This is a genomic window from Halomonas sp. LS-001, assembly GCF_052983955.1.
In genome coordinates this window covers 855,900-870,901 of record NZ_CM129816.1, presented here as the reverse complement: position 1 = coordinate 870,901, position 15,002 = coordinate 855,900, and the positions used below count along the sequence as shown (strand labels likewise).

15 protein-coding genes are annotated in these 15,002 nt (G+C 56.9%); 9 read left to right on the top strand and 6 right to left on the bottom strand.

What is annotated here, in order from left to right; genetic code table 11:
* The first annotated feature begins 65 nt into the window (after positions 1-65).
* Genes ACU6TU_RS03805 through ACU6TU_RS03770 form a run of 8 tightly spaced genes read left to right on the top strand, consistent with a single transcriptional unit; the run spans position 66 to position 9,314 of the window.
* Entirely contained in the window at positions 66-1,100 is a 1,035-nt protein-coding gene (locus tag ACU6TU_RS03805; protein WP_447143256.1) for an aminoglycoside phosphotransferase family protein, read from the top strand.
* A gap of 24 nt (positions 1,101-1,124) precedes the next feature.
* Positions 1,125-2,339: an ABC transporter substrate-binding protein gene (locus ACU6TU_RS03800; RefSeq protein WP_447143255.1), complete on the top strand. Its 1,215-nt coding sequence runs from the start codon at positions 1,125-1,127 to the stop codon at positions 2,337-2,339.
* Between the two features lie 3 nt (positions 2,340-2,342).
* A complete protein-coding gene (locus tag ACU6TU_RS03795) occupies positions 2,343-4,025 on the top strand; it encodes an ABC transporter permease (RefSeq protein WP_447143254.1) in 1,683 nt (560 codons plus the stop codon).
* Positions 4,022-4,657: an ATP-binding cassette domain-containing protein gene (locus ACU6TU_RS03790; protein WP_447143253.1), complete on the top strand. Its 636-nt coding sequence runs from the start codon at positions 4,022-4,024 to the stop codon at positions 4,655-4,657. Before ACU6TU_RS03795 ends, ACU6TU_RS03790 begins: the two co-directional genes overlap by 4 nt.
* Positions 4,617-5,363, top strand: a complete 747-nt coding sequence (locus ACU6TU_RS03785) for a TIGR04283 family arsenosugar biosynthesis glycosyltransferase (RefSeq protein WP_447143252.1) — start codon at positions 4,617-4,619, stop codon at positions 5,361-5,363. The genes ACU6TU_RS03790 and ACU6TU_RS03785 overlap by 41 nt, the downstream gene beginning before the upstream one ends.
* Positions 5,353-5,970 carry a TIGR04282 family arsenosugar biosynthesis glycosyltransferase gene (locus tag ACU6TU_RS03780; protein ID WP_447143251.1) on the top strand — a complete coding sequence of 206 codons (618 nt, stop codon included), beginning with the start codon at positions 5,353-5,355 and terminating at the stop codon, positions 5,968-5,970. The genes ACU6TU_RS03785 and ACU6TU_RS03780 overlap by 11 nt, the downstream gene beginning before the upstream one ends.
* A 57-nt stretch (positions 5,971-6,027) precedes the next feature.
* Positions 6,028-8,172, top strand: coding sequence for an FAD-dependent oxidoreductase (locus ACU6TU_RS03775; protein ID WP_447143250.1), 2,145 nt, complete (start codon positions 6,028-6,030; stop codon positions 8,170-8,172).
* 8 nt (positions 8,173-8,180) lie between these two features.
* Positions 8,181-9,314, top strand: coding sequence for an FAD-dependent oxidoreductase (locus ACU6TU_RS03770; RefSeq protein WP_447143249.1), 1,134 nt, complete (start codon positions 8,181-8,183; stop codon positions 9,312-9,314).
* 19 nt (positions 9,315-9,333) lie between these two features.
* On the opposite strand, the gene ACU6TU_RS03765 is transcribed toward ACU6TU_RS03770, so the two are convergent.
* The 3 genes from ACU6TU_RS03765 to ACU6TU_RS03755 all read right to left on the bottom strand — a co-directional run bounded on the left by ACU6TU_RS03765 (position 9,334) and on the right by ACU6TU_RS03755 (position 10,814).
* Positions 9,334-9,804, bottom strand: coding sequence for an META domain-containing protein (locus tag ACU6TU_RS03765; protein ID WP_447144173.1), 471 nt, complete (start codon positions 9,802-9,804; stop codon positions 9,334-9,336).
* A gap of 12 nt (positions 9,805-9,816) precedes the next feature.
* Positions 9,817-10,257 (bottom strand): lactoylglutathione lyase, encoded by a 441-nt coding sequence (gloA, locus tag ACU6TU_RS03760; RefSeq protein ID WP_447143248.1) that lies wholly within the window; start codon positions 10,255-10,257, stop codon positions 9,817-9,819.
* Positions 10,258-10,334: 77 nt separating this feature from the next.
* Positions 10,335-10,814, bottom strand: a complete 480-nt coding sequence (locus ACU6TU_RS03755; protein ID WP_447143247.1) for a DUF411 domain-containing protein — start codon at positions 10,812-10,814, stop codon at positions 10,335-10,337.
* Positions 10,815-10,898: 84 nt separating this feature from the next.
* Here ACU6TU_RS03755 and ACU6TU_RS03750 point away from each other — a divergent pair, with 84 nt between their 5' ends.
* On the top strand, positions 10,899-11,957 hold the full coding sequence (locus ACU6TU_RS03750) for a metal-dependent hydrolase (protein WP_447144172.1): 1,059 nt from the start codon (positions 10,899-10,901) through the stop codon (positions 11,955-11,957).
* Between the two features lie 14 nt (positions 11,958-11,971).
* Here the strand turns inward: ACU6TU_RS03750 and ACU6TU_RS03745 are convergent, their stop codons facing one another.
* From ACU6TU_RS03745 to ACU6TU_RS03735, 3 genes are all read right to left on the bottom strand, one after another.
* On the bottom strand, positions 11,972-12,712 hold the full coding sequence (locus ACU6TU_RS03745; protein WP_447144171.1) for an MliC family protein: 741 nt from the start codon (positions 12,710-12,712) through the stop codon (positions 11,972-11,974).
* A gap of 76 nt (positions 12,713-12,788) precedes the next feature.
* Positions 12,789-13,307, bottom strand: coding sequence for a DUF3087 family protein (locus ACU6TU_RS03740; RefSeq protein WP_447143246.1), 519 nt, complete (start codon positions 13,305-13,307; stop codon positions 12,789-12,791).
* A 73-nt stretch (positions 13,308-13,380) separates the two neighbouring features.
* Positions 13,381-14,478: a 3-deoxy-7-phosphoheptulonate synthase gene (locus tag ACU6TU_RS03735; protein ID WP_447143245.1), complete on the bottom strand. Its 1,098-nt coding sequence runs from the start codon at positions 14,476-14,478 to the stop codon at positions 13,381-13,383.
* Between the last annotated feature and the right edge of the window lie 524 nt (positions 14,479-15,002).

The following is a 15,002-nucleotide window of genomic DNA, read 5'->3' as shown; positions in this document are numbered from 1 at the left end:
AAGGTTAACGACAACACTGCCACTTAATGACAACGCTGATCTGTCATATTCATCTGGACCTCCTAATGCCAAAACTTTTAGATGCACGCTTACAAACACTGGCAAATGCATTGCAACAGGCAAACATCACTTACCAATCGCTTTCACCGATGGCAGATACCGGCCTTGCCCACGATCATGTGTGGATTCATCGCGACGGCGATGACTGGGTAGCCAGGCTCCCCAAACAGAGCCAGATGAACCTGGCTCCTGCTGACAACCTGGCCTACGAAGCCGCCTGTTATGAACGTGCCAGCCAGGGCGGGCATACGCCCTGCCTGCATGGCATTTTGCCGGTCAGCGATACCCTGCCCCGCGGCGGGCTGTTAGTGGACGCCATTGAAGGCCGTTTGGCGCAGCTGCCGGAAGATTTACCGCGTATCGCCGAGGCACTGGCCAGCTTGCACCAGTTGCCATTGCCAAGCCAACCCGCTCCCCTGCTGGCTCCCAGTGATCCTTGGCAGGCCATGCGCGAGGAAGTTGGCCGCCAAGCCGAATGGCTGGAAAAAGCCGACTTAAGCAGCGATGTCATTGCGCGTGTTAGCGATGAGCTAGAGGCGTTACCTGCCGCACTACCCGATGCCCAGCGCTGCCTGATTAGCTTTGATACGCATCCCGGCAACTTTTTGATCACCAAAGAGGGTCGCGCGGTGCTGGTGGACTTAGAGAAGTGCCGTTATGGCCTACCGGGTATCGATTTGGCTCACACCTCGCTTTACACCTCGACCACCTGGGACCTTAACAGCCAGGCGGTGCTTACCCAGGATGAGGTCGCCGCTTTTTATCAGCGTTGGCAATTGCAGGTGGGTAAAACACCGAGCGCGGAAACACTGATCTCCTGCCGTCGCGCCACCTGGCTGTGGTCGCTGACCTGGTGTGCCAAGTGGCGCGCCCAGCATTTACACAGCAAAGATGCCGATCGGCGTGGCGAAGACTGGTCGGCAGAACTCACCGATGCTGCCGTCATTACCCATGTACGCGACCGGGTGGAGCATTATTTATCTCTGCCCATTATTCAGCATGTTCATAATGAACTTATCGGCTTAAAAGCGTCTCTATAACCCGTTGATTCTTTGAGGTGTATAATGAAATCACGCGATTCCCTGGCGGCGGCTGTTGCCACCGCGATGCTGTCATTGGCGCTACCCGCCGCAGCTGCCCCGGCCCCAGGTGACTGGGATGGCGTATTAGACGCAGCCGAGGGTCAAACCGTTTACTGGAATGCCTGGGCTGGCGAAGAGCGCACTAACGCCTACATCAGCTGGGTGGCAGAGCAGGTGGATGCCCAATACGGCGTAGAACTGATTCACGTCAAACTGGGAGATACCTCTGAAGCCGTGTCCCGGGTGCTGGCTGAGAAGCAGGCCGGCAACGATAATCAGGGCAGCGTCGATATGATCTGGATTAATGGCGAGAACTTTGCCGCCATGAAAGCCAATGAACTGCTGTTTGGACCCTGGGCGGATTCGCTGCCTAATTACGCGCTCACTGATCCTGACAACACGCCTGCCGTACGTTACGACTGGACCATTCCGGTCGACGGTCTGGAGTCCCCCTGGAGCAGCTCCCAGGTGGTGTTCTATTACGACACCGCACTGGTTGAAGACCATCCCGACAACATGTCGGCGCTGCTTGAGTGGGCTGAGCAACATCCCGGTGAGTTTACCTATCCACAGGTACCCAATTTTCTGGGCAATGCGTTTATTACTCAGGCCATGCTAGAGCTGAGCGACACCACCGAGATTTTTTACGAACCCATGCAGGAAGAGGATTTCGACGCCGCCACAGCGCCACTATGGGAATTTCTGGATAAGCTACACCCCCACCTTTGGCGTTCAGGACGTGCGTTTCCTTCCAACAGCGCTGACCTGCGCAGCCTGATGGGCGACAGCGAAATCAGCATTGCGCTTTCGTTCAGCACCACTGAAGCCTCTGGCGCTATTGCTAACTACGAGCTCCCCGAGACAGTAAGAAGTTACGTTCATGACAGCGGGATGATTGGCAACATGAGCTTTATGGCCATTCCTTACAACGCCCAACACAAAGCGGGGGCAATGGTGGTCGCCAATTACCTGATGTCGCCTGAAGCTCAGGCGAAAAAACAAGACCCAGCGGTATGGGGCAGCAATACGGTTCTGTCCATGAAAATGCTCTCACCAGAAGAGCGCGCACTATTCGATGATATCGACCTGGGTATCGCAACACTGCCACCTAATGAGCTGGGCGAGGTGCTGGGGCAGCCGCACCCAAGCTGGGTGGACGCCATTGTACAGGCGTGGCAAGAACGCTACGTCAACTAAGCGATGCTACTTCGTTTTGCGCCATGGGTAATGATAGCGTTACTCACCGTGCCCTTGGCGGCAGGGCTCACCATGGTCTTGCTGCCTGCCTTTGGCTATTTGCCGGTGCTTGGGGGAAATACGTTTCACCTCGAAGCATGGCAGGACCTGTGGGCGCGCGCAGGCCTTAACCGTTCCGTATGGCTGAGCTACGCCAGCGGTCTGATCACGACACTGGTGGCGCTGTTCATCGTGGTGCTATTTCTGGCTGCCAGCCAAGGCACCTGGATTGACCGTGCTATCCGTCGAATGGTCTCACCGCTACTGGCCATTCCCCATGCTGCCGTGGCGTTCGGTCTCGCTTTTTTGATTGCGCCTTCCGGGTTGCTGGTGCGATGGGTCTCTCCCGGGCTCACTGGATGGGAACGCCCACCCGACCTGCTTATCATCAACGACCCGTTAGGGCTTACGTTAATGGCAGGTCTGATACTCAAAGAAGTTCCATTTTTACTATTAATGAGCCTGGCAGCGCTGCCCCAGCTGCGCCCTGAATCGCGTGTCATCCTGGCACGCTCGCTAGGCTACGCACCTGGCATTGCCTGGCTTAAGTGCGTTTTCCCTGCGCTTTACCCCTTGATTCGTTTGCCGGTTTACGCCGTGATTGCCTATGCCACCTCGGTGGTGGATATGGCATTGATTCTGGGCCCGACACTGCCGCCAACGCTCAGCGTTTCGATTCTCACCTGGTTTAACGACCCCGATTTAAGCCGCCGTTTTATGGCGTCTGCCGGTGCCGTGCTTCAGTTCGGCGTTACCCTGGCGGCACTGCTTACCTGGTGGATTGGCGAACAAGCGGTCAAATACCTGAGCCAACGATGGCTGACCAACGGCGCACGTTCATCAGGGGCAACGACGATCGCCTTTAGCGGGCGTGCGTTGCTGCTCACCGCCACCCTGCTGGCGATAAGCGCCCTTGCCGGGCTAGCGCTGTTTTCGGTTGCGGGGTTCTGGCGTTTTCCGGACGCCTTGCCGGGCACGTTTACGCTCGATCATTGGCAGCGTATTCTGCCCAGCGTGGCGACTCCGTTAATCAATACGCTAAGTGTTGGACTCTCTGCAACGCTTATCGCTGCGGTACTGGTAGTCGCAACATTAGAGCATGCTGCGCGCCATCATCTGCCCGCACGGCGGGCTCAGTGGCTGCTTTACCTTCCCCTGATCGTGCCGCAGGTAGCCTTTCTATTTGGCTTAGTGGTCGCCGCTGAGAGCGTTGCCATTCGACCTCAACACGCCTTGGTGGTGGCCGTTCATCTGTTGTTTGTCATACCGTATCTGTATTTGTCGCTATCAGAGGCCTACCGGCGGCTGGACCCGCGCTGGGGTCAAGTGGCGCTGTCACTGGGTGTCTCACCATGGCGAGCGTTCTGGCAGGTGCGTTTACCACTGTTACTGGCCCCGTTACTCACCGCCTGCGCTGTCAGCCTGGCGGTCAGCATCGGGCAGTATCTGCCAACCCTGCTGCTCGGCGGTGGGCGCATTCCCACGATCACCACCGAAGCTGTTGCCATGGCGTCTGGCGGCAATCGCAGGCTGGTGGCGGTATTGGCACTGTTGCAGGCGCTGCTGCCGTTTATTGGCTTTAGTCTGGCACTCTTGATTCCCCGCCTTGTGTGGGCAAAACGCCGCCAGATGCGAGGAGTTGCATGACCCCCAACCATCAAACCTTGTACATCAAGCAGATGAAACTCACGCTGGCAGGCGACACGCTGCTGGCAATGCACCGGGACATAGCGCCAGGTGAAGTATTGACCGTGATGGGCCCTTCCGGCTCAGGAAAGTCTACGCTACTGGCCTATCTCGCCGGTTTTTTGTCACCAGCCTTTCAGGCCCAAGGAGAGTTCTATCTTGGCGATAAACGCCTGGACATTCTGCCTGCCGAACAGCGCGGCATTGGCCTGCTGTTTCAGGACCCCATGCTGTTTCCGCATTTAAGCGTGGGCGGCAACCTGCGCTTTGGCTTACCCCGCGGCGCTCGGGATAAAAACGCCCAGATCGCCAAAGCGCTGGAACAGGTAGGGCTGGCGGGCTTTGAAACCCGCGACCCAGCCACGCTTTCCGGCGGGCAGCAGTCCAGGGTAGCGCTCATGCGTCTGCTGCTTTCCAGGCCTCGCGCCGTGCTGCTGGATGAACCGTTTTCCAAGCTGGATACCGCGCTGCGCCAGGAAATGCGCGCGCTGGTGTTCGGGCAGTTACGGGATGCAGGCCTACCCACTCTACTGGTCACTCATGATGAAGCCGATGCCGCAGCTGCCGGAGGGCCGATCATTGCCCTTGGTTAACCCAGGCGCAGAACTGCCTAAGCTAAGCATTATCGTGCCGATGCTTAACGAGGCGGCAGGCATCCAGGCGGCGCTGGCGCTGCTGCAGCCGCTACGCGAGACAGGCGTGGAAATCATTGTGGTCGATGGCGGCAGCACCGATGAAAGCGCCGTATTGGCCACCCCGCTCGCGGATAATATCTTGATCAGCGAGCCTGGCCGGGCACGCCAGATGAACCTCGGCGCACAACACGCACATTCAGCGGCGCTGTTGTTTCTGCATGCGGACACCCGACTGCCGCCAGGGGATGAGAACGCGGCTATCAACACAGTGCTTGATGCATTGAAAGCGCAGCATTGGGGGCGTTTTGATATTCGTCTGACGGGAAAAAGCCGCTGGCTGCCTGTTATCGGCAAACTGATGAATCTGCGCTCGCGGTTGAGCGGTATCGCTACCGGCGACCAGGGAATATTTGTGCGCCGCGACACGTTTTTCGCGGTAGGGGGTTTCCCTGATCAGCCACTGATGGAAGACATTGAGCTCAGCAAAAGATTAAAAAACATTGAACCTCCTGCCTGCCTGGATACCCAAGTGGTCAGCTCTGGCAGGCGCTGGGATCAATTCGGCGCCTTCTCAACTATTTACCTGATGTGGCGGCTACGTTACCGCTACTGGCGCGGCGTTAACGCGACCCGATTGGCCAAGGAGTATCGAAATGCCCGCTGAACCAGTGGTTACCCTGCACCTGTTGGCCAAGGCGCCGCTGGCTGGGCAGGCCAAAACCCGCCTGATACCGCTGCTGGGGGCCGAAGGCGCCGCCATGGCTCACGCTGAGTTGCTACGCCGTTGCCTGAACAACGCCTGCCAGGCCCTGCCCGCTGAACGGATTACGCTATGGACGGCATTGGATCACCACCACACCCTGTTCAATCAGCTACACCGGGAATACGGTGTTACGCTGCGTTCCCAGCCAGCGGGTGACCTGGGTATCCGTATTCAGGCGGCCCTTTCCTTTGAGCCCGGCCCTGCCATCGTCATGGGCAGCGACTGCCCAAGCATCAGCGCTAATCTGATAACCCATTGCGTCGCGCAACTGGCTCACAAAGACGTGGTGATACTGCCTGCCGAAGATGGCGGCTATGGGTTAGTCGGCACGCATGACGACTACCCGAGCCTGTTTGAGGATATCCCCTGGGGCACCCCTGAAGTGCTGTCGCGCACACGCGAAAAAATTGCGTCACTAAATCTTGATGCGGCTTACCCCGCCACCATCTGGGATGTCGACCACCCTGCAGACTGGCAACGCTGGCAACGGTTTGTCGAAAAAGCGTAAGGAATCCTGGCGCTTGTGCACTGAGTCATATCTTACCCTCACTCGTTGGAGCCTTTTGTGAATCGACAACGCCTGATACTCATTCTGGTATTACTTGCTGCGGTGGCAGCATTTTATCTCAGTGGTGCCCACACCTATTTTAATCTGGCGACCCTGCAGGCTTACCGCACGGATTTCATCGCCCTTTTTGAACAATATCCCTGGCAAGTGGCGGGGGCGTTCTTCGCTATCTACGTGGTGATGACGGCACTTTCATTACCTGGCGCCACCTTGCTGACACTGCTGGGCGGCGCCTTGTTTGGGCTCGGCTGGGGGTTGTTGATTATTTCTTTTGCCAGCACCATCGGTGCGACGCTGGCGTTTGTCATTTCAAGATTTCTGTTTCGCCAACCCATTGAAAAACGCTTCCCCCGCCAGTTCAACACGGTTAACCGTGGCGTGGATAAAGACGGCGCTTTCTACCTTTTCACGCTGCGTCTGGTACCGGTATTTCCGTTCTTTATGATCAATCTGGTCATGGGCCTCACGCGGATCAAAACCACCACCTTTTACTGGGTAAGCCAATTAGGCATGCTGCCCGGCACTGCGGTCTATGTTAATGCGGGCGGCCAGCTGGGCGAGCTGGAAAGCCTTGGCGGCATTGTTTCCCCTGGGTTACTGGCCTCGTTTGCGCTGCTGGCGGTTTTCCCCTGGGTCGCGCGGCGTATTGCGCTGCTGGTGCAAAAGCGCAACGCCTATCGCGGCTTTAAGCGCCCTGCCCGTTTTGATTACGACATCGTGGTGATTGGTGGCGGCTCCGCAGGGCTGGTCACCAGCTATATTGGCAGTGCCGTGAAAGCCAAAGTGGCCCTGGTAGAAAAACATAAAATGGGCGGCGACTGCCTGAATACCGGCTGCGTCCCCTCCAAAGCTCTGATTCGCGCCGCCCACGCGGCCCATGAAGTGCGCACAGCATCGCGCTTTGGCGTCAACACCAGCGAACCTGAGATCGACTTCACCAGGGTGATGGGCCACGTTCACCAGGCCATTACCGATATTGAGCCTCACGACAGTGTCGAGCGCTATTCCGGTCTCGGCGTGGAGGTCTATCAGGATCACGCCACCCTAACGTCTCCCTGGGAAATCAAGGTCGGCGAGAAAACCCTCACCGCCCGCCACATCGTGCTGGCCACCGGCGCCCGCCCGCGAGTGCCTTCATTGCCGGGCATTGAGCATGCGCCGATACTCACCTCGGAAAACCTGTGGTCGCTCACCGAACTGCCTAAGCGCCTGGTGGTGCTGGGTGGCGGTGCCATTGGTTGCGAGCTCAGCCAGAGCTTTGCCCGCCTGGGCAGTCAGGTCACCCTGGTGGAAGGTGCCCCTCAACTGCTGGGCCGTGAAGATGAAGACGTCGGCGAATACGTGGAAGACGTACTCACCCGGGAAGGGGTTACCGTGATGAGCGGTGCCAAGGCGCTGGAGGTCACTCAGGATAACCAGCAACATCAACTGGTCGTCGAACACAATGGCGAACGCACCACGCTTGGCTTTGATTACCTGCTGGTCAGCGTTGGGCGGCAAGCCAACGTTGAAGGGCTGGGGCTGGAAGCGTTAGGCATTACCACTACCAACGCTGGCACACTGGACCTCAATGAGCGTCTGCAGACCCGCCTCCCCAACATCTGGGCCTGCGGTGACCTGGCGGGCCCTTTCCAGCTCACCCACGCCGCCGCCCATCAGGCGTGGCACGCAGCGGTGAATGCGCTGTTTGGCGAGCTAAAAAGCTTCGCGGTGGACTATCGTTTTATGCCCGCCGTCGTCTATCTTCAGCCGGAAGTTGCCCGGGTCGGGCTCAACGAAAAGGAAGCGACCGCCAAGGGTGTGGCCTTTGAAGTGACCCACTATGCCATGAGCGAAAGTGACCGCGCGATTGCCGAAGGTGCCACCGAAGGCTTTATCAAGGTGCTCACCGTGCCCGGTAAGGACAAAATTCTGGGTGCCACCATCGTGGCGCAAAACGCGGGCGAGTGGCTCGGCGAGTTCACTCTGGCCATGAAGCACGGGCTGGGGCTCAATAAGATTCTGGGCACCATTCATCCCTACCCCACTTTGGGCGAAGCCGCCAAGGCCACGGCTGGCGTATGGAAAAACGCCCATAAACCCGAGCGGATACTGACCCTGCTCCAGCGCTATTTCCGTTGGCGGCGCGGCGAGGAAAAGTAACGAGACCCATGAAGAAACTGCTGCTGATTGGCGCGGGCCACGCCCACGCCTTTGTGCTGGAAGCCTTTGCCCGGCGCCCGGACCCGACCATCGCCATCACGGTGGTCAGTGACAGTGCGCTGGCCGCCTATTCCGGCAGTGTGCCCGCCTGGTTAGCGGGAGAATGCACGCTACGCGAAACGCAAATTGACGTCGCGGCACTGTGCCAACAGGCTGGAGCAACACTGATTCAGTCCCCCGTGGTGGCGCTGGACCACCCTGCACGCCAAGTGACGCTAGCCAACGGCGAGGTACATGACTTTGACGTTGCGTCTTTCAATATCGGCTCAACCCTGACGCAACCCGACGTACAAGGCGAGCAGCCGCCTTACCTTCTTGCCATGCGCCCACTAAGCTCACTGCATCATCGCTGGCAGGCACTACAGGAGCGCATCAACGCATTACCTGCCGACTCAACACAGCAAGTGGTCAGCGTTGGTGGCGGGGCCGCCAGCTGCGAAACCCTGATGAGCGTGCTGGCTCAGCTGCGCAAGGAACGCCCGGATATTGACTGGCACGGACACCTGCTCAGCGCCGCGCCGACCCTACTGAGTGATGCAGGCTGGCTGCCTCGTCAATTAACGGCTCGCGCCCTGAAGCGAGCTGGCATTCAGGTCCACCATGAGCGGCGTGGCAAGGCACTGGTTGATGGCGGCGTACTGGATCATCAGGGCGCCCTCCTGCCAGCGGATATTGTGCTCTGGGCCACGGGAGCCGTGGGGCACCGGTGGCTTTCTGACACCTCTTTACCGCTGGATGAAAAACGCTTTATTGCCATTGACCCTACCATGACGATAGCAGGTACTCAGCACCTGTTTGCCGCAGGCGATTGCGCCCACTTTAGCCCGCCCCTGCCCAAAGCCGGGGTGTACGCCGTGCGCCAGGGGCCAGTATTGGCCGAGAACCTGCGCGCCGCTTGCCACAGCCATGCATTAACGACCTGGCAGCCGCCCAAACATGTACTGGCGCTGATTGGCACGGGTGACGGCCACGCCATCGCCAGCCGAGGCCCCATCGGCTTTTCCGGCAAATGGGTATGGAAATGGAAAAAGCGGATTGATGCGCGCTTTATTGCCCGCTTCAATCCGCCTTTTGAGGGTTAACGCTCAGGTCAGCCGTTGATCAGTTGGCTTCCCGCCAGCCGCCAAGAACCCGGCTATCCGGGCCGAAGAACACCAACCGATCATGATCAATCAGATAACGGTAGGCATTGGTCAGCATGTTGGTGACATGCTGAGCATTCTCCATGCCAGGGCAGGCCATACGCGTTGAGGCCAGCTGATTGAAGGCAATGCGCTGATTGGCACCAAGTTCTACCTGGCCGGTAAACCGGTTGCAGCCGTCATACCCGCTCACACCTCCATCCGAGGCGATGCGGAAATAGGGAGTCTGGTCGAAATCCAGCTTTTCATCGGTACCGTTGAGCAAAAAATTCCAGCGTTGCTCGACAATATCACCTGACAGGCTAACGCCTGTTCCCATGCCACCTGTAGTATCGCTTCCTGGTGCTGAGCTATCTGGCGTGGTGCCGCAGGCTGATAGCAGCACTAGCGACAAGCCCGCCAGGGCAAGCCGTCCTTGCTTGAAGATCATCTTTTTCACTGGTTACCAGCTCCCTGTGTTTTCCATAGAGGCCCATGGCTCCTGCGGCGAAAGTGCATCGCCTTTCTGCAGCAGTTCTACCGAGATGCCATCGGGTGATTTAACGAAAGCCATATGGCCATCACGTGGTGGCCGGTTGATGGTCACGCCGTTATCCTGCAGTTTTTGGCACAATGCATAGATATCGTCAACGCGGTAGGCCAGATGACCGAAGTTACGACCACCGGCATATTCCTCGGGGTCCCAGTTATAGGTCAACTCCAGTTCCGGCGCGGAGATTTCTGCTGAGCGCTCTTCGTCTTCCGGTGCGGCCAGAAAGACTAAGGTGAAACGGCCTTTTTCGTTTTCCTTGCGGCGCACTTCCTTGAGCCCCAGCAGATCGCAGTAAAAATGTAAGGATGCATCGATATCACTGATACGCACCATGGTGTGTAAATACTGCATAATCACTCCTTTTCGCTGAAATGTGCCAGCTTTTACTAAAGATACTGTTACTTCAGGTACTCTTGCTTCAGGTACACTTATTTCAGGTACTCTCGAAAAATTTCCGGTGCACGGTTGTCGCGTGTCCAGCTCACCACCGCGTAATCATCAACGCGGCCTGTTTCCATGCCCGGTGAGCCATGCGGCATGCCTGGCACGCTTAAACCGGCGATATCCGGTTGTTCTTCCAGCAGACGCTGGATCTCTGACGCGGGCACGTGCCCTTCAATCACATAGCCATCCACAATGGCCGTATGACACGATGCCAGCTCAGGTGTCACACCTTGAGCAATTTTGACATCTCTTACATCGCTGTGGCGCTGATGATCGACGTCAAAACCATTGGCTTCAAGATGCTCAACCCAGGCCCCGCAACAGCCGCAATTCGGGTCACTGTGGACCTCAATCGTCGACGCAGCCATTGCCGAGGTTGCCATCCCGGAGAACATCAAGGGTAATACCCAACGCAGGCGATACTGCCGCGCAAGACGCCATTTTACTGTACAAGCATGTGACATACAGGCACCCTCATAAAAGATTGCGTATAATGTTACTCACTTTATCTTAACGGTGTTTACGCCTCGGAGAAACCTGTGGATTCAATGACGCAAGCAGCATTGGGCGCTGTGATCGGCGGTACCATACTGGGCAGACGACTGGGCCGTAAAGCGATTCTGATGGGCGCTGTGGTTGGCACCCTGCCTGACCTTGACGTGGTGATTGACTATGGCGATGCCGTCGCCAATGTCACTCAGCATCGTGGTTTTAGTCATTCACTGTTTATGCTCGCCGGGTTCGGCACCCTGCTGGCGTTCATCAGCGCACGGCTTTTTTCTGCCCGTGAGATTCCTCTTTCCCGATGGCTGCTTTTCTTCTTGCTGATTTTGCTGACACACCCGTTACTGGATGCTTTGACCACCTATGGCACCCAGTTGTTCTGGCCAATGGCCACGCCGCCGGTGTCGTGGCCGATTGTGTTTATCATTGACCCGCTATATACCTTGCCGTTATTGATCGCGCTGATATGGGCGCTCATTGGGCAAAAGGTGGTGTACCGCTGCGCCTGGGGGCTGGCACTTTCCAGCGTTTATCTGTTGTTTGCCATGGGCGCCAAGGCCACGGTAGAGCATCGCCTGGAGCCGGTACTGGCAGCACAAGGGCTTGCCAATGCACCTCGAATGGTGCAACCCGCTCCCTTCACCACGTTTCTATGGCGAGCAACGGTAATCGATAATGGCCGCCATTATGAGAGCCTGATTAGTGTTTTTGACCAGGCCCCACCGCAACTGGAAGTGCTGACACGGAACACTAACTTGCAGGCAGAAGTGGAAAATGACGCTCGTGTTCAGCGCCTGCAGTGGTTTGCCGGGGATTTTCTGCGCTATGACAGCGCTACCGTCAATCAGCGGGAAGTGCTGCAGGTCACGGATCTGCGACTGGGGTTTCCGGGCGTGCATCCATTTATCTATCAGCTGGCATCCCGGCCTTTGGGGGAAAGCGCATGGATAGCGGATGACGTATCGCAGCAGCTAAACGTTGAGCGTGAGGTTACCCAGGAAACGCTCAAACGTCTGGCATTGCGTGCCCTGGGCAATGAAGATGCGCTGTGTGCCACCGCCCTTGTAGAAGAACGCTGGCGGACAGCACCCGGAGAATGTTGAATTTGGCGTCTTGTTTATTTTGGTGCGATTCCCTGCCCGCAACCTTTGTACTGTTCGCCATCAATCGATAGCGTCACGCGGGCGGGAAACGGCTCGCCACTCATATCGTCAAAACAGGCGCTGGCCTCGATCCGCACACGAAAGAAGGTTTTTGCATCGGCGTTTTCAATCACCACGCGTCCGGCGTCGTTGTCCATAACGCTTACCATATACGCCAAGGTGCGGGTTTCTCTGCCGTAGTTGGAAACCAGCGTCATTTCCGGCGTTTCGTTGGAAAGCTTGACCATCCAGCCTGGCTCATTACCACGCCCGAGAAACATCACACCGGGGTAATTCTCGCGAGTGAAGGATTTTCGTTGTTCGGCAAGCTGGCACTGCAGCTGCCCACGTGGTGTTTCGACCTGAGCTTTATCACCCCGGCTCCAGAAGCTGATATCGTCGGCCTGATAGCGCGCACCACTGGCGACAATGGCCTGCGGCAATTGCCAGGCACCATGCATTGACCACAAACGTAGCGTTTCGTCGTCTACCGCCGTCACCAGATTCTGATTGGCGGGCGAACAGCGCCAGGCATCAAAGCGCCCTGACTGTCCGGCAAACAGGGTGGAAGGCAGCAAAGGCGCTGTTGCTGCGGCACCCGCATTGGCTGTTGCATTCGTCGTGTCGCTGGTTGCTGACGGTGTTGTTGTCGCACAACCGCTCAGCGTAAACGCTGCCAGCCCGGCAACAAGCCCTGTCAATAACCCTTTTTTCATAAACCCGTTCATAACAACGTTCCTTTTGTTGATCTTCTGGCGGTTATGGTCGGCGGATGACTCACCCTTCCCCTTTTTACCCTCGCTTAAACGCCTGCAGGTCCTGAGGGTCGAATCCGTTTACCTCACTGGGCATACCAAGTTCTTCGCGCTTGAGTTTAACTTCAAGTTTTTCCGCCAGGCGTTCGGCATCGTCGTCTGGCGTACGATTGTTCAGGTCCGCCAACTGCGACATGCCTTGGTGATAAAACGTCAGAATATCCATCGCCACCCGGTTATCTTCCTTGACGGCTTTGCGTAACGTTGGCAAGTAGCCGCTAACCTGAGACAGGTGGTGCTTGAGCTGCCAGACATAACGTACTTCACTCATCCAGGGGCGGTCTTTCAGTACGGCAAACATCGCACTGGTGGCCAGCAAACCAAGAAAGACACCCAGAGCGTTCAGCCAGAGGCTGCTGCCGAATGTCGTGGTCAGCACCATGGCAAATAGCATCCCGAAAATGATCAATTGCCCTGCCATGGCAAAACTGATCATACGCGCCTTGCGGCGGTAAACTTCAGGGTCATGCTCTTCCAGCTGAAACACTACCGCCATCGTTGACCTCTTTTTTCATCGGTTTAATGATAACCATCATTATCATACTTGGCGTTTGGTAGCAGGCAAGCACTTACTGCCAGGCTTTACCATTGCCTGCCAGCCGCTCAGCGGCTGTTTTCAGCAGGTGCTCAGTGGATTCCCAGCCGATGCATGCATCCGTTACCGAGACACCGTAACGTAAGGCACCGGGCTTGAGCGGCTGCTTGCCTTCATGCAGATGACTTTCCAGCATCAAAGCGACAATATCGACGTTTCCAGCCATGCGTTGCGCCAGCGCATCCAGCATGACTTCGCTTTGACGACGATGATCTTTACGTGCATTGGCGTGACTACAGTCAATCATCAGACGTGGGTTTTGCCCGGCGTCGCGAAGTGCCTTAGTGGTTCGATTAACATGGTGTGTCTGGTAATTAGGCTCGCCGTGGCCGCCACGCAATACCAACTGGGTATGAGGATTCCCCTGACTCGTTTGCATCACGGGTCGCCCCTGGTCATCCAGTGCAAATCGCTGATGCGCATGTGCCGCAGCATTCATGGCATCAATCGCTACCTGAATATCGCCATTGGTCGCATTTTTGAAACCCACCGCCGCCGACAGGTCACTGGCCAGTTCGCGATGAAGCTGAGATTCTGTGGTGCGGGCACCAATTGCCACCCAGCTAAGCAGGTCATCAAGATACGCGGCCAGCATGGGCTGGAGAATTTCCGTTGCGACTGGCAAGCCACGCTGGGCCACAGCTTTCATCAACTGACGGGACAGCGCCAGCCCTTCCACCATATTGCCACTGCCATCCAGCCCAGGGTCATAAGCCAGGCCTTTCCACCCGACTGTCGTGCGCGGTTTTTCAACATAGACACGCATGACAGGTAAAATCTGATCGCTGATTTCCTCACTCAATCGTGCCAGCCGATCGGCGTATTCCAAAGCCGCGTCAGGGTCATGCACAGAGCAGGGGCCAACCACCACGAGAAGGCGCGAATCCTTGCCGGCAAGGATCTGATTAACCGCATGACGCTGCTGTTGAATCTGTTGTTCAAGCGCGTCATCGACTTTTAGTGACTGGCGCAGCTGCGCAGGGGATGGCAGCACATGGCTATCGGCGAGTTCCCGATCAGCAGCGGGCGTTTCAGGGCGGGCATCAGGTAATGTTGAAACAGTGGCGTTCATTATTAACTCTCCATAGATAAATGACATCGTTGACCAGGGTCGCCACCTGTTTGAACGCGAGCGGAGGTGGCAGCTGTCACCGATCGCGCGGCGCTAAATCGCCAGCCGTATCCATATTCGGCATCGTTTACGGCGATAGCGGTGGCGTAGGCGCGATAGATCATGGTGCTGCTCCTCGTGATTCAAGTTATTGACGGGAAACGCAAAAGCCCCAACTGGGGTTACCAGCCGGGGCTTTCAGTGCGGCAGGCAACCTATCAGGTGTGCCTGTCAGCGCGACATCAGTCGGCCTTGGGCACACCGTGGCTAAACCAATAGCGATAGCAGACATCAACACCCGCGACAGATGTCGGCAGGCGGAATAAAGCATGAAGGATAACGGCTAACTTCATTGTCTGTTCCCATGTCCCATTGGTTGAGAGGATTAACGTTTGAGCAGATTAACCCGAATGGCAAAACGGATAACGTTAACCGCCTGATAATCGCATTTATTTACTCTAAATTATCCTGCCTGCATTTTGAGC

Coding starts and splice junctions, on each gene's coding strand:
- ACU6TU_RS03805 (WP_447143256.1), top strand. CDS start 66: ATGCCAAAACTTTTAGATGCACGCTTACAAACACTGGCAAATGCATTG.
- ACU6TU_RS03800 (WP_447143255.1), top strand. CDS start 1,125: ATGAAATCACGCGATTCCCTGGCGGCGGCTGTTGCCACCGCGATGCTG.
- ACU6TU_RS03795 (WP_447143254.1), top strand. CDS start 2,343: ATGCTACTTCGTTTTGCGCCATGGGTAATGATAGCGTTACTCACCGTG.
- ACU6TU_RS03790 (WP_447143253.1), top strand. CDS start 4,022: ATGACCCCCAACCATCAAACCTTGTACATCAAGCAGATGAAACTCACG.
- ACU6TU_RS03785 (WP_447143252.1), top strand. CDS start 4,617: ATGCCGCAGCTGCCGGAGGGCCGATCATTGCCCTTGGTTAACCCAGGC.
- ACU6TU_RS03780 (WP_447143251.1), top strand. CDS start 5,353: ATGCCCGCTGAACCAGTGGTTACCCTGCACCTGTTGGCCAAGGCGCCG.
- ACU6TU_RS03770 (WP_447143249.1), top strand. CDS start 8,181: ATGAAGAAACTGCTGCTGATTGGCGCGGGCCACGCCCACGCCTTTGTG.
- ACU6TU_RS03765 (WP_447144173.1), bottom strand. CDS start 9,804: ATGATCTTCAAGCAAGGACGGCTTGCCCTGGCGGGCTTGTCGCTAGTG.
- gloA (WP_447143248.1), bottom strand. CDS start 10,257: ATGCAGTATTTACACACCATGGTGCGTATCAGTGATATCGATGCATCC.
- ACU6TU_RS03755 (WP_447143247.1), bottom strand. CDS start 10,814: ATGTCACATGCTTGTACAGTAAAATGGCGTCTTGCGCGGCAGTATCGC.
- ACU6TU_RS03750 (WP_447144172.1), top strand. CDS start 10,899: ATGACGCAAGCAGCATTGGGCGCTGTGATCGGCGGTACCATACTGGGC.
- ACU6TU_RS03745 (WP_447144171.1), bottom strand. CDS start 12,712: ATGAAAAAAGGGTTATTGACAGGGCTTGTTGCCGGGCTGGCAGCGTTT.
- ACU6TU_RS03740 (WP_447143246.1), bottom strand. CDS start 13,307: ATGGCGGTAGTGTTTCAGCTGGAAGAGCATGACCCTGAAGTTTACCGC.
- ACU6TU_RS03735 (WP_447143245.1), bottom strand. CDS start 14,478: ATGAACGCCACTGTTTCAACATTACCTGATGCCCGCCCTGAAACGCCC.